Origin of the sequence: Phaeodactylibacter sp. (genome assembly GCF_040219495.1) — a bacterium.
Taxonomy (GTDB): Bacteria; Bacteroidota; Bacteroidia; order Chitinophagales; family Saprospiraceae; genus Phaeodactylibacter.
Map to the genome: position 1 here is coordinate 23552 of NZ_JAVJSK010000064.1, position 15006 is coordinate 38557.

Genomic DNA, 15006 nt, shown 5'->3' on the forward strand with positions numbered 1-15006 from the left:
AGCTAAATGAGGATTTTCGGGACGAAGTATAAGCAAAAAAGTGTAGTTTGCAGACCGATTACTAAAGTCCCAACACGCTCTTAGTGCTTTGATTTTCATGGTGGCTCCTGCTAGTGGCAAAAGAGTCAAGTTTTCAAAAAAGCTTTTCTGTCCTGAGATAAAAATGGATACGGAGTGTAGATTAAACCCTTCGTTTCCAACAGCTTCAACTCGCATCTTTGCTTATATTGCTAAAAAAGACTGCATGTTTGACGATATCACAACTCCTACGCTGTTGCTAAATGAGGCCGTATGCCGAAGAAACATACACCGGATGGCAGAAAAAGCCCGGCAGTTGGGCATCCGCCTGCGCCCGCACATGAAGACCCCACAGTCGATCGAAGTCGCCCGCTGGCTGCGTGACTATGGACTGAATGCCATCACCGTTTCGTCTTTTCGGATGGCAGAATACTTCGCAGCGGATGGCTGGGAGGACATAACCGTTGCTTTCCCTGTGAATATCCGGGAGATGGAGGCTATAAAAAGCCTGTCAGAACGCATTCGCTTAAACATCACGGTAGAAAACCTGGAAGGTGCCCGGGCGCTGCAGGACCAACTAAGCCAAAGGGTACGGGTGTGGGCCAAGGTTAATATTGGCAACAACCGTACTGGCCTGCCCCCCGAAGATACCGCCCGTCTCGATGCTTTACTGGACTATTTTGCCCAAGCTGATAAACTGAGATTTTCCGGCTTTCTCGGCCATGCCGGGCAGAGTTACGCCGACCGGGGCGTAGCGGCTATTGCCCAAACGCACCAATCCAGCCTGGCAGCCATGCAAACCCTACGTGATCGATACCAAGGGCGTTTTCCGCAACTGGAAATTTCGGTAGGAGATACCCCCACGGCCAGCGTGATGGACAGCTTCCCCGGCGTAGATGAAATCCGGCCGGGGAATTTCCTGTTTTACGACTTGATGCAGTGGCAAATTGGTGCCTGCACACCCGCTGATATTGCCGTTGCTATGGCCTGCCCCGTGGTCGCTAAGCATCCCGACCGCCATGAAATCGTACTCTACGGTGGGGCTGTTCATTTCTCCAAGGACTTCCTTACCTTCTCAGATGACAAACCCTTTTACGGGCTGGCTGCCAAGTGGGGTGAGGGCGGCTGGGAGCTCCTACAGCCAGGAGCCTATCTGAGGAAGCTGTCACAAGAGCATGGATTGCTGCGGGTAACGGAAGACCTATTCGGCAAAATAGACGTTGGCACCCTGATAATGATCCTGCCCATACACTCCTGCCTTACGGCTAATCTGATGAAGGCATACCGCCTAATGGACGGAAAGAGAATCGGGATGATGCCTTAGAGCGTGTTGGGACTTTTGTCTTCTAGTCGAAAGCTAACAATTTTTTGGTTATACGAGGCACGAAAACCGGAGTTTAGCCTTAGCTAAATGAGGATTTTCGGGACGAAGTATAATCAAAAAAGTGTAGTTTGCAGACCGATTACTAAAGTCCCAACACGCTCTTAGACCCCTGCAAGTCAGGATTCCTGTGTCCTGTCCCAAATAACTCTTATCTTCCTCCAAAAGGCACGTTTGGCTGCTGTGGAAGCAGAAAACCATGCGTCCTGAATTAAAAAACATATCCTTACTCATTGCCGTGATTCATAAAAACAACCCTATGCAATTCTTCTATGATCAGCTGGAGTTGCATCAGGCGTGGGACGAGCAACTGACCATTGAACGCAACGATTGCCTCATAGCGGAAGGGCAGACTGATGACCGGCTCTACTACATAGAATCCGGTAGCCTCCGGGTATATTGGATACACGGGGACGAAGAGCATACGATCCGGTTCGGTTATCCGGAGAGCTTTATCGGTGCCCTCGACAGCTTTTTGAATGGGCAGCCCTCGGTTTACTATTTGCAGGCTATTCGCCAGTCGCGGCTCAAAGCAATGAGGAAATCCACTTTCCTGGCTTTAAGGGAAGCTGTACCGGAAATGGCGGAACTGTATAGCGTTTTGCTGGAGCAGCTGGTGCTGCAGCAGCTGGAGCGGGAGCAGGATTTGTTAATCGCTTCGCCTTTGGAGCGTTATCAGCGGGTTTTGCAGCGAAGCCCACAGCTTTTCCAGGAGATCCCGCATAAATATATTGCCTCCTACCTGCGCATGACTCCGGAAACCCTCTCCCGGATTAAGAAATCTTGATCTCGATCAAGAAAAAGAAAGGATCAGACCCGCATCTTTGCAAGCAAAAGTACCTATGAAAGCATCTGCACTTATTGCGGACCTGACCGCACGGACTGAAAACAATATTCAGCGGGCCCAGCAACTCCGGGAACAACCGGAAGCTGCACTCAACCGAAAACCATCGCCTGAAAGCTGGAGTGCTTTGGAGTGTATCGAGCACCTCAACCGCTACGGTGAGTTTTACCTTCCGGAAATCCGGGAGCGCCTCGGCAGCACCTCCCACAAGGGCAGTGGTGTGTTCAAAAGCGGATGGTTGGGCAATTACTTCGCTAAAAGCCTGATGCCCAAAGCGAAGCTCAATAAAATGAAAACCTTCTCCGCGATGGACCCAGCTGGCAGCAGTCTAGACAAAACCGCGCTATCTACGTTTTTGGAGCAGCAGACGGAAACTCTGGAATTGCTAAAGCAAGCCCGGAACGTCGACCTCACCAAAACCAAAACCAGTATCTCTATTTCTTCCTGGATAAAACTCAGGCTCGGCGATACCTTCCGGGTGGTTATTTACCACAATCAGCGGCATTTGGATCAGGCGGAGCGGGCTGTGGGAGACCTCGTTAAACAAACAGGCCACTAGACGCATTCCTTCAAAAAATCAAGCTTTTCAGGATAGTAACAAGTACTGCCACTGGCAGTAGCGTATAGTTTTTATTTTTATATAACCATGCGCTATGTCAATTTTTTAAAGCATTATGCGAAATACCCAAAAGATAATCTAGGATATCCCAAAAATATTTAATAAGTTCGTACTAACTTTTTGCAAACAAACATACCAGCAAGTAAAACCCCAAACAATGAAAACCCTAACAACCAGGAAAGGTATGCCTTTCCTGCACATTGACTCTGAGCCCAACCTGTTTAATTTCAGGTTGTTGGCAATTACGCAGGCGCCTTTTAGAAACTCCCCGCCTTGCTGACTGTAAATCTTTTCAAGACTTCGAAACGATCTTACCGTCCAGTAAACCGATTGTGGTCAGTTCTGACCATGAGTTATTAAAGCTGAAAAGGGATAAAACCCCGCCCAATCTGGGGCCATTTGTACCTTGACAGCTGTAACCTGAGCCTTACTATTCAACATCTGATACCTTATCCTGATTTCCGCAGCGTGATGGCACGCCCCGGGGTTGCCATTCTATGTCGCTAACCCGCTTAGGTGCCACGTGCAGAAGTCCGGATACCCGTTCTTAGGGTTTCTTAGTCGGGAATCGGTCTAAAACCCTGTAGAAAGGACGGCAACAGCATATTCATTCAGCAACATAGCCGAAGGAGTTGACTGCTTTATAAGCGCATGACTTCCTCGGGACATACTATTGAATTTGCCTGACGGGCCCGTTGTACCGGAGCAATCGTCATGGTCTTTTTCATTACCAGGAGCATACCAGGCAGACCGTCAGGGCTTCTGGTCAGAGAAAACTACAAATATGTTTACACAATTACTTTCCAAGGTAACAGGAACAGGTGTGCACACGGCCATCCTATTGCTGGTCTTCGGCCCGGTCTTACTCTCCGCACAGCCCTGTCCCCAACTCAGTTTTTCGGGATCTCCTATCACGGCTGCTGCCGATGGCGCCTATGCAGTCTATGCCGCAGATTTGGATGGAGACGGTGACACAGATGTACTCTCTGCGTCTTTCAACGACAACAAAATTGCCTGGTACGAAAACCTGGGCAGTGGCACTTTTGGCCCGCAGCAGGTCATCTCCACCCTGCTCAACGGAGCACTGTCTGTTCATGCGGCTGATTTGGATGGTGATGGTGATGTGGATGTCCTCTCTGCTTCCGGGTATGATGATAAGGTTGCCTGGTACGAAAACCTGGGCAGTGGTACCTTCGGCCCGCAGCAGGTCCTGACGACCAACGCCAACGGAGCGTTGTCTGTACATGCTTCAGACCTCGATAATGATGGCGATCTGGATATCCTGTCAGCTTCTGTGTTCGACGATAAAATAGCCTGGTTTGAAAACCTTGGCGGCGGGTCTTTTTCCGCCGAGCAGATCATTTCGACAGACGCCGATGGCGCTTACGATGCCTATGCAGCAGACCTCGATAATGACGGCGACATGGATATACTGTCTGCCTCAGGTTTTGATGATGAAATCGCCTGGTTCGAAAACCTCGGCGGCGGGTCCTTCACGAGTAAGAAGGTCATTACCTCTTCTGCCAACCTGGCCCGGTCGGTTTACGCTGCCGATCTCAATGGAGATGGGTACATCGACGTATTGTCCGCTTCCTTTCAGGATGATAAAATCGCCTGGTACGAAAACCAGGGAGATGGTACATTTTCCGCCCAGCAGGTCATTTCTTTTGCAGCCAACGGTGCGATATCCGTTTACGCAATCGACATGGACAATGACGGCGACCCGGACGTACTTTCGGCCTCCCAGTACGATGACGAGATTGCCTGGTACGAAAACCTGGGCGGTGGGAGTTTCTCCGCTCAGCGCATCATCGAAGGCAATGCCGATGGTGCCATTTCTGTTTTCGCAGCTGACCTGGACAACGATGGCGATCCGGATGTGCTCTCCGCCGCCAATTACGATGACGAAATCGCCTGGTACGAAAATATCTGCGTTTATCCCTTCCAGGCAGGTATTATTGTGAGTGGGGGAGAGACCATTTGTTTTGGTGGGACACCATCTATAATGATCGGGTCTGAATTCCTGGCGAGTGGGGGTGATGAAGTCATTAGCTACACCTGGCGCTCCTCTGCTGACAACTTCAGTAGCCCGATTAACAACGCCACGGCTCCTATCTATATCCCCCCACCCGGTCTTGCACAAACCACCACCTTCAGGAGGTATGCTAATGATGGCACCTATAATACAACGCCCACAGCATCGGATGGCGAATGGACCGTCACGGTGCTGGATGCGTTCAGTCCCGGGCAAATTGCCGATACAGGTGAAACCATATGCCTGGGCGGTACCCCTGCAGCGATTGGCAGTGGGGCACCGGCTACAGGGGGAGACGGGCAGATTACCTACACCTGGCGCTCTTCCGCCGATAACTTTACGGACCCGATCCCCGGCGCTAACGGGCCAGTTTACACGCCCGAAGCAGGACTAACACAAACGACTACCTTTCAGCGCTACGCCAACGACGGGACTTGCAATACCGATTTTGTCCCGGCCACCGGAGCCTGGACGATCACGGTACTGGACGCTTTCGACCCCGGACAGATTGCTGATGAAGGCGAAACCATCTGCCCCGGCGGCACGCCCGCTGAAATTCCAAGTGAAGTATTGGCAACCGGAGGAGACGAACAAATAGCCTACACCTGGCGCTCTTCTGCCGATAACTACACGGCAGGTATTCCCGGTGCAGATAGCGCAACCTATGCCCCGGAAGCAGGGCTGTCCCAAACCACCACCTTCCGGCGTTATGCTATTGATGGCATCTGCACGGCCGATCCGGTTGCTTCGGCAGGTGAATGGACCGTTACCGTAGCCGATACCTCAGCGCCTGTTGCCGTTTGCCAGGATCTGACGGTACAGCTGAATGATAGCGGCGCGGGAAGCATAACAGCGGATGACATGGATGCCGGCTCTGCTGACAACTGTGGGATTGTAAGCCTCACGCTTTCCGAATCGGATTTTGATTGCAATGATGTAGGGACGAACCCGGTAACCCTAACCGTAGAGGACGTAGGCGGGCATACGGACACCTGTATCGCAAAGGTCATCGTGGAAGACACGACTGCTCCCTTAGTCAGTTGCCAGGACGTGACGGTCCAACTTGATGCTGACGGCTTGGGCAATCTCGCCCCGGAACAAGTAGACGGCGGCTCCGCTGATGCTTGTGGTATTGCCAGCCTCGCGCTGGAAACGACAACATTTGACTGTAATAATATAGGAGTGGACACTTTAATCCTCACAGTAGAGGATGTTAACGGCAACGCTGCGTCCTGCACGGCTGTAGTGACCGTAGCGGATACCATCGCCCCGTCTGCCTTGTGCCAGGATGTTACGGTACAGTTAGATATGAATGGAGAGGGCAGCTTAGACGCGGCAGCAGTAGATGCAGGATCGAATGATGCCTGTGGAGTCGAAAACCGCTCCCTGAGCGTGACTGGTTTTGATTGTGCGGATGTGGGCCCCAATCCGGTGACCCTGACGGTGGAAGATACCAATGGAAATAGTGCGGCTTGCACCGCTGCGGTCACCGTAGCCGATACCATCGCGCCCGCAGTGGTCTGCCAGGATGCGACTGTACAATTGGATACCAATGGCGTTGGCAACCTTTCTGTGGCGCAAATTGATGCCGGAAGTACAGACGCTTGTAGTATCAATACCCTGGCACTGGACAAAACGAGTTTCGATTGCTCCGATGTAGGCGCTCATACAGTGGCCCTTACGGCAGTCGATATTCATGGCAACAGTAGTAGTTGTACGGCCAGCGTGGTTGTAGAAGATGAGGTAGCCCCCGTAGTGCAATGCCAGGATGTGGGCCTTTCACTGGATAGTTTAGGGTTGGCTAGCCTGACCTTAGCCGATATAGACGCCGGCTCATCGGACGCCTGTGGCATTAGCGAAAGCGTACTGGATGTCACCAATTTTGATTGTGCTGATATCGGTGCGAATACCGTAACGTTGACCGTAACTGATAACTACGGCAACAGCAGTACCTGCACTGCAACGGTCACCATAACAGACACCATTCTACCCGTTGCTCTATGCCAGGATGTGACCGTACAGTTAGATGAAGACGGGGTTGGTATTCTGACTGCAGCGGAGCTGGATGCAGGCTCCGGTGATGCCTGTCTGGATACTTTGCTTCTGGATGAAACGACCTTCGGGTGCGGCAACGTCGGCCCCAATCCGGTCACCCTGACTGCCACTGATCTCGGTGGTAATTTAGCCACTTGCACCGTTACGGTTACCGTAGAAGATAAGGTGCCGCCTGTCGTCAGCTGCCAGGATGTAACTGTGCAGTTAGACTCCCTCGGTTTTGCGGTGGTCCTGCCTGCCGATGTGGAGTCGGGCTCTACAGATGCCTGCGGAGTCGGCCCTTTCCTGCTGGACCAGGACCTCTTTGGTTGTGATGACCTGGGAGATAACACCGTAGTCCTCACCGTAGCGGATGAGAACGGCAATACAGATACCTGTACGGCTATGGTGACGGTAGCGGACCCCATCGCGCCCGTAGCCGCATGCCAGGATGTAACGGTACAGCTCAATGCAGACGGGCTGGGTACGCTTTCCACTGCTGAGGTGGATGCCGGCTCTATAGATAATTGCGGTATTGCCGCCCTTGCCCTTGATGTGGCAGTCTTCGACTGCACTAATATCGGCCCCAACCCGGTTGTCCTGACTGTAACGGATAGCAGCGGTAATGAAAGCATTTGCACCGCCCTCGCTATCGTAGAAGATAACGTAGCCCCGGTGGCCGAATGCCAGGAGGCAACCGTACAACTTGATGCGGCGGGAGCAGGCACTATCTCTGCAGCGGAAATCAATAACGGCTCTAACGATATCTGCGGGACCATCACTTCCACGCTCGATATCACATCTTTTGATTGCAGTAACGTCGGGGCAAACACCGTCACCCTAACTGTAGAAGATGCGTATGGTAATACCAGTACCTGTATGGCTGTCGTGACCGTAGAAGACAACATAGCACCGGTCACGGAATGCCAGCCGGCAACGGTACAGCTCGATGCCAATGGCGTGGGTAGCATCCCTGTGGCTGCGGTCGATAACGGCTCCTCTGATGCCTGCGGAATAGATCAGCTGACATTGAATATCAGCAACTTTGACTGCAGCAATATCGGGGACAATACCGTCACCCTTACGGCAACAGACACGAATGGCAACAGCAACACCTGCACGGCCAACGTCACTGTAGCGGATAATATCGCGCCAATTGCCCTCTGCCAAAACGCCACGGTACAACTTGCGGCTAATGGGGTGGGAGTGCTTGCGCCCGCTCAGGTAGATGACGCCTCCTCTGATGCGTGTGGTATCGAAAGCCTGAGCCTTAGCCAGGAATCCTTTGGCTGCGGTGATGTCGGTGCGCATACCGTCACCCTCACGGTAACGGATACCAACGGCAACAGCAGCACCTGTACTTCCACCGTCATGGTAGAAGATAATGTTGCACCTGAGGCCCTCTGCCAGGAGGTAACCGTACAGCTCAATGCGACCGGAGCCGGCACACTTGCCGCCGCTGACGTCAATAATGGCTCTAATGACGCCTGTGGCCTTTCCACACTTGTACTGAATGCAGCAACTTTTGGTTGTGCCGACACTGGTACGAACACCGTTACTCTTACCGTAACCGACACGTATGGCAACAGCAGCACTTGTTCTGCTACCGTCACCGTAGAAGATAATGTAGAGCCGGAAGCTCTCTGCCAGGATGTAACCGTCCAACTCGATGCAGCGGGCAACAGCAGCCTTGACGCAGCTCAGATAGACAATGGCTCCAACGATGCCTGCGGACTCGATGGATTGGCGATAGATATATCAACCTTTAGTTGTGCCGATGTGGGCCCGAATCCGGCCGTGCTGACCGTTACGGATGTGAACGGCAACAGCAGCACTTGTTCTGCTACCGTTACCGTGGAAGATAATGTGGCGCCCGAAGCGCTTTGCCAGGACGTCACGGTACAATTGGACGGCACAGGTACAGGCTTACTCGACCCGGCAGAAATGGACGCCGGTTCTGATGATGCCTGCGGTATCGGTACCCTTAGCGTAAGCACAGCCACTTTCGGTTGTGCGGATGTGGGCACCCAAACCGTCACCCTGACAGTCACGGATATCAATGGAAATACCGACAGCTGCACCGCACTGATCACCGTGGAAGATAATGTGGTTCCGACGGCTCTCTGCCAGGACGCGACAGTCCAGTTGGATGCAAATGGGGTAGGTACCCTCACCCCGGCTGAAGTGGATGGAGGTTCCGGAGGCGCCTGTGGGGTAGGTAGTCTCGTACTCGATGAGGACACCTTTGACTGTGCCGATATTGGCCCGAATACCGTCACCCTCATCGTAATCGACGTAAATAACAACGCCAGTACTTGCACGGCTACCGTTACCGTGGAGGATAATGTTGCGCCGGGCGCCCTCTGTCAGGATGTAACCGTGCAATTGGATACCGATGGCTTGGGTAGCCTTACCGCTGCTGAAGTAGACAACAGCTCAACGGATGCCTGCGGTATTGCCGGCTTATCCATAGATAAAGAGACTTTCAACTGTGCTGACATCGGCCCGAATGCCGTCACCCTCACCGTTACGGATGTGAACGGCAATAGCAGTACCTGTTCGGCATTGGTGACGGTGGAAGACGCTGTGGCGCCCGACGCCCTCTGCCAGGATGTAACCGTACAGTTGGATGCCGATGGTACGGGCAGCCTTACCACTGCTGAAGTAGACAATGGCTCCACGGATGCCTGTGGTGTTGCCGCCCTTGCCCTCGATGTGGATGCCTTCGGTTGTACGGATGTCGGTGACAATACGGTCACCCTTACCGTGACAGATACCAATGGCAACAGCAGTACTTGTACCGCTACTGCCACCGTAGAAGATAATTTGCCCCCCGTGATGGTTTGCAACGATGTGACCGTACAGCTCGACGGTAGTGGGGCCGGGAGTATAACGGTCAGTCAGGTCGATGGTGGCTCCACAGATGCCTGCGCTTTCGGTACAGCACCGGGTGGTCTCTCCAGCCTTGCTCTGGATGAGCATGATTTTAATTGTACCCATGTAGGGGCAAATACGGTCACCCTTACTGGAATAGATGTCAATGGCAACAGCAGTACCTGTACCGCAACTATTACGGTAGAGGATACGATTCCGCCGGTGGCCTCTTGTAATGATGTAACGGTACAGTTGCAAGCCAATGGCACCGTAAGCCTGACGCCTGCACAGGTCGATGCAGGCTCCGGTGACGCCTGTTCTCTCAATAGTATCGCCCTGAATATCACGGCATTTGATTGCAATAATGTGGGCCCCAACACCGTAGCCCTGACTGTGGTAGATGCAAATGGCAATGCCAGTTCCTGTACCGCTACCATCACAGTAGAAGATACGACCGCACCTGAAGCACTTTGCCAGGATGTAACCGTTCAACTCGATACCGATGGCAACGGTAGCATCACAGCTGCGCAAGTGGATAACGGCTCGAATGATGCCTGCGGTATTGCCCAGTTTGATCTGGATATTATGGCTTTTGATTGTGGAGATGCAGGGCCAAATACGGTGACGCTCACTGCAACTGACGTGAACGGCAACAGCAGCACCTGCACGGCTACCGTAACCGTGGAAGACAATCAGGCGCCTGTGGCCCTTTGCCAAAATACGACCGTCCAGCTGGATATGAATGGCACTGCATTCTTGTCACCTGCCCAGATTGATGCGGGCTCGGTTGATGCTTGTGGTATTGCCACCCAGGCCCTGAATGTTTCTACCTTCAATTGTGAGGATGTTGGCCCGAATCAGGTAGCCCTGACACTGACCGATATAAACGGTAACAGCAGCACCTGTACCTCAACCGTCATGGTGATGGATACGATAGCACCCCTGGCCTCCTGTCAGGATATTACAGCGCAGTTGGGCGCAGACGGGACGGTAACACTCTCCCCCGCACAAGTAGATAATGGCTCTGCAGATGCCTGTGGCCTGTTTGGGCTTGCGCTGAATACCGATACCTTCGGATGTGGTGACCTCGGTGCGAATACAGTCACATTGACCGTCACGGACCTTAATGAGAACAGCAGTAATTGTACTGTAGTGGTGACGGTGGAAGACACCGTTGCCCCCGAAGCCCTTTGTCAGGAAGTAACCGTAGTCTTGTCCGGTACGGGCATTGGCTTACTCACAGCTGATGAAGTTGATGCCGGTTCCAATGACGCCTGTGGACTGAGCGGTATGAATCTGAGCACCACCACTTTCGGTTGCGCTGATGTCGGAGAGCACCTGGTCGTCCTGACGGTTACCGATGTGAACGGCAACAGCAGTTTTTGCAGCTCAACCATCACTGTAGTAGACAACACCGCACCAGTGGCCCTTTGCCAGGATGTAACCATTCAGTTAGGTATTGATGGACAGGGCAGCGTCACCGCTGCAGCAGTCAGTAATGGGGCCATCGATGCCTGTCCATCCGTAGATGATTTGCTATCACTTGACCAGACTGATTTCGATTGCTCCAACGTCGGTCTAAATACGGTAACCCTGACCCAGGTGGATGCCAGTGGCAACGTGGGCTCCTGCACCGCAACAGTAACGGTGGAGGACGCTATTGCTCCCGACGCCCTCTGCCAGGATGTGACGGTGCAGCTGAATGAGAGCGGCGCCGGTGTGTTGCCGCCTGCGCTGGTTAATGCAGGCTCCAACGATATCTGTGGTATCGACTGGATTTCACTGGACCAAACACAATTCGATTGTGGTGATGTAGGGACAAATACCGTGACCCTGACGGTAGCCGACCTCAATGGTAACCTCAGCACCTGTACGGCTACCGCTACGGTAGAAGACAACATAGCACCCGTGGCGCACTGTCAGGATGTCATCGTTGAGCCGGTCTCTGACGATGCCTATGGCCTGATCCCTGCCCAGTTCGACAACGGATCTTCCGACGCCTGTGGCATAGGCAACTTTTCGCTGAACATAGAGACACTAAGCTGTGAAGACCTTGGCCCCAATCCGGTCACGTTAACTGTGATGGACCAAAATGGCAATACCAGCACCTGTACGGCTATGGCGATCGTACAAGACACTAACGGGCCAACCGCCATCTGTCCTGGCGATATCACCGTGGACACCGATCCTGGGGCATGCAGCGCAGTGGTCAGTTATGACCTGCCGGCAGCCGTATTCGTTTGTGATGAAGCGGTCGCTGCGGATACCCTTGAGTTTAACGGTACGCTACAGACCTTCGTGATACCGCAGGGCGTCACCTCTGTGGAAATCGAGGCTTACGGTGCACAGGGTGGCGACGGCAATGTAGGTTTCGGTGGCCTTGGCGCTTACATGAGCGGAACCTTCGCAGTTACACCGGGCCAGGTGATTGACGTTTTGGTGGGCGAACGCCCTGCTATGTCTAACGGTGGCGGTGGTGGAACTTTTGTAGTCGACCACGACACAGGAAACCCGCTGATCATAGCGGGCGGTGGTGGCGGCGGTGCCGGTTTCTGCTGCGGTACGATTCACGATGGTGCCCCGGGGCAGGTTGCCTCGTTTGGGTCAGCCGGTATTAATGCTTCCGGAGGCGTTGGCTCAGGCGGTGCTGGTGGAAATGGCGGTTCGACGGGTACTGCAACCCAACAGAGTGGTGCCGGTGGCGGCTTCTTTACCGATGGCAGCGACGGCGACTGCTTGTCGACCGGTGGCCGTTCCTATCAGAGCGGTGGCTTTGGCGGGCAATCCGGTGGTACAGTAGATGTATACGGTGGCTTCGGTGGCGGCGGTGGTGGTTACAACTGTGGCTGGACTTACGGTCCTGGTGGCGGTGGCGGCGGCTACTCCGGTGGCGGCTCGGCTGGCGGTGGCGATCAGCTTGGTGCCGGCGGTGGCGGCGGCTCCTTCAACAGTGGACTCTCGCAAAACAACGTATCCGGACTAAACTACGGGCACGGTAAGGTCATTCTTTCCTGGGATGCTGAAGCAACCGTCTATATTGATCAAACGGACGGTACCGGGCTGACTTCGGGCAGCACGTTCCCCATTGGTACGACAGTCCTGACGTATACTGCGACCGACTACTACGGAAGCACAGATGTATGCACCTTCGAGGTAACTGTCCTTGACCAGGAAGCGCCTGTTGTAGCTTGCTTGCCGGACACGGTCTACCTGAATGCCGATGGCGAAGGCGCTACCACCCTTGCTGCGCTCAACGGTGGCGCAACAGATAACTGTGGTATTGCTTCCGTTAATGCAGGGGCAACTACATTTGATTGTACTACTGTGGGGGTCAATGAAATTACACTCACAGCAGAAGATGTAAATGGCAATACGGCCACCTGTACGGCATTCGTAACGGTATTGGATACGATTGCGCCAGTCGTGGCTTGCGAAAACCTGACCCTTTCGTTAGATCAAAACGGGGCGGTCAGTATAGTGCCCGGTGACCTCCTGGTTGGTGCAGTGGATGCCTGTAGTAACCCAGTACCCAACGACAATATATCTTTGAGCATGACCGGTTTTGGTTGTGCAGATGTAGGTCCCAATCCGGTCTTGCTGACCGCTACCGATCCAAGTGGTAATACCAGCACCTGCGAAGCGGTTGTAACTATCGTAGATGATATTGCCCCCGAAGCCCTGTGCCAGGATATCGTAGTAGAACTGGATAACGATGGCGCTGCAGAAATCACGCCCGCGCAAATTGATGCGGGCTCCAATGATGCCTGCTCCGGAGGGGCTTTGCCGGAAGTGAGCCTGAGCATCCTGTCAGATACCACCATTTTCGGCTGCGGAGATATTGGCTCCCACTTCATTACACTAACCGTGGAAGACGGCAGCGGCAACAGCAGCACCTGCCTTTCAACGGTTACCATTGAGGATAATATTGGGCCCGATATGATTTGCCAGGATGTAACGGTACAGTTGGGTGCTTCCGGAACAGCCAGTATTACACAAGATCAGGTGGACAACGGCTCAAATGACGCCTGCGGCATTGAATCTTGGTCCTGGAGTGTAGGCGAGTTCGATTGCGGAGACTTGGGCGTCAATACCCTAACCCTTTCCGCTACCGATTACAATGGCAATACCAGTACTTGTATCTTCACTGCAACGGTTGAAGACAACGTGCCTCCGGCTTTGGTTTGCGAGGATGTAACGGTTCAACTGGATTCCATAGGAATGGCAATGCTTACGCCTGCTCAGGTAGGCAGTGCCATCAACGATGCCTGCGGATTGACCAGCCTTTCCCTGGACCGGGAGACCTTCGGTTGCGCGGACGTGGGCACTCATACCGTGACGCTTACGGCAGAAGATAACGCGGGCAATTCCAATCAGTGTACGGCTGCGGTTACGGTTGAAGATACGATCGCACCGGTCGCCTTGTGCATGGATGTAGTACTGCAACTTGACGAGGACGGTGCGGCCGAACTCACGGCTGCTCAGGTCGATGCGGGCTCCACTGATGCCTGCGGGATTGGAGAGGCAACCCTTAGTGAATCTGTTTTCGGTTGCGGCGATGTGGGTATCCATGAAGTTGTCCTCACCGTTGTGGATAATAATGGGAATAGCAGTGATTGTGCGTCTACGGTCACTGTTGAAGACAGCGTCGATCCGGATGCCCTTTGTCAGGACGTCACCGTTCAATTGGATAGTACCGGAGTAGTCAGCTTGTCTCCAACCCTGGTGGACAATGGCTCTAACGATGCCTGTGGCATTGAAAGCCTGACGCTGGATAGATCGGCTTTTGGTTGCGATGATGTAGGACCGCACACGGTTACACTTTTTGTTGAGGATGAAAATGGTAACCTCAGCAGCTGTACAGCTACCGTAACCGTCGAAGACACGATCGCACCGGTCGCCCTTTGCCAGGATATTACGGTGCAACTGGACAGTTTCGGCATAGCCAGTATTACAGCCGCACAAATTGATGCCGGCCTGCAGGATGGCTGCGATCTGGTCAGCGTAGCCCTCGATATTACGAACTTCGACTGTGGCGACGTCGGCCCGAACACCGTGACTTTGACGGTAGAAGACGAAAACAGCAACATCAGCACCTGTACGGCAACGGTGACCGTGGAAGATACGATTGCGCCGGTTGCGCTTTGCCAGGACCTTACCCTGCAATTGGATACCGGAGGCGCTGTATTGCTGACGCCGGGTCA

At 53.4% G+C, this 15006-nt stretch carries 4 protein-coding genes; all 4 read left to right on the top strand.

What is annotated here, in order from left to right; genetic code table 11:
- Positions 1 to 244 precede the first annotated feature (244 nt).
- Positions 245 to 1342, top strand: a complete 1098-nt coding sequence (locus RIC19_RS09410) for an alanine racemase (RefSeq protein WP_350178053.1) — start codon at positions 245 to 247, stop codon at positions 1340 to 1342.
- 316 nt (positions 1343 to 1658) lie between these two features.
- Positions 1659 to 2186, top strand: a complete 528-nt coding sequence (locus tag RIC19_RS09415) for a Crp/Fnr family transcriptional regulator (RefSeq protein ID WP_350178054.1) — start codon at positions 1659 to 1661, stop codon at positions 2184 to 2186.
- Between the two features lie 55 nt (positions 2187 to 2241).
- The gene (locus tag RIC19_RS09420) at positions 2242 to 2802 is read left to right on the top strand and encodes a DinB family protein (RefSeq protein ID WP_350178055.1); all 561 of its coding nucleotides are present in this window, start codon (positions 2242 to 2244) and stop codon (positions 2800 to 2802) included.
- An 844-nt stretch (positions 2803 to 3646) separates the two neighbouring features.
- The coding region (locus RIC19_RS09425) for an HYR domain-containing protein (RefSeq protein WP_350178056.1) at positions 3647 to 15006 on the top strand (11360 nt) is incomplete at its 3' end.

Coding starts and splice junctions, on each gene's coding strand:
- RIC19_RS09410 (WP_350178053.1), top strand. CDS start 245: ATGTTTGACGATATCACAACTCCTACGCTGTTGCTAAATGAGGCCGTA.
- RIC19_RS09415 (WP_350178054.1), top strand. CDS start 1,659: ATGCAATTCTTCTATGATCAGCTGGAGTTGCATCAGGCGTGGGACGAG.
- RIC19_RS09420 (WP_350178055.1), top strand. CDS start 2,242: ATGAAAGCATCTGCACTTATTGCGGACCTGACCGCACGGACTGAAAAC.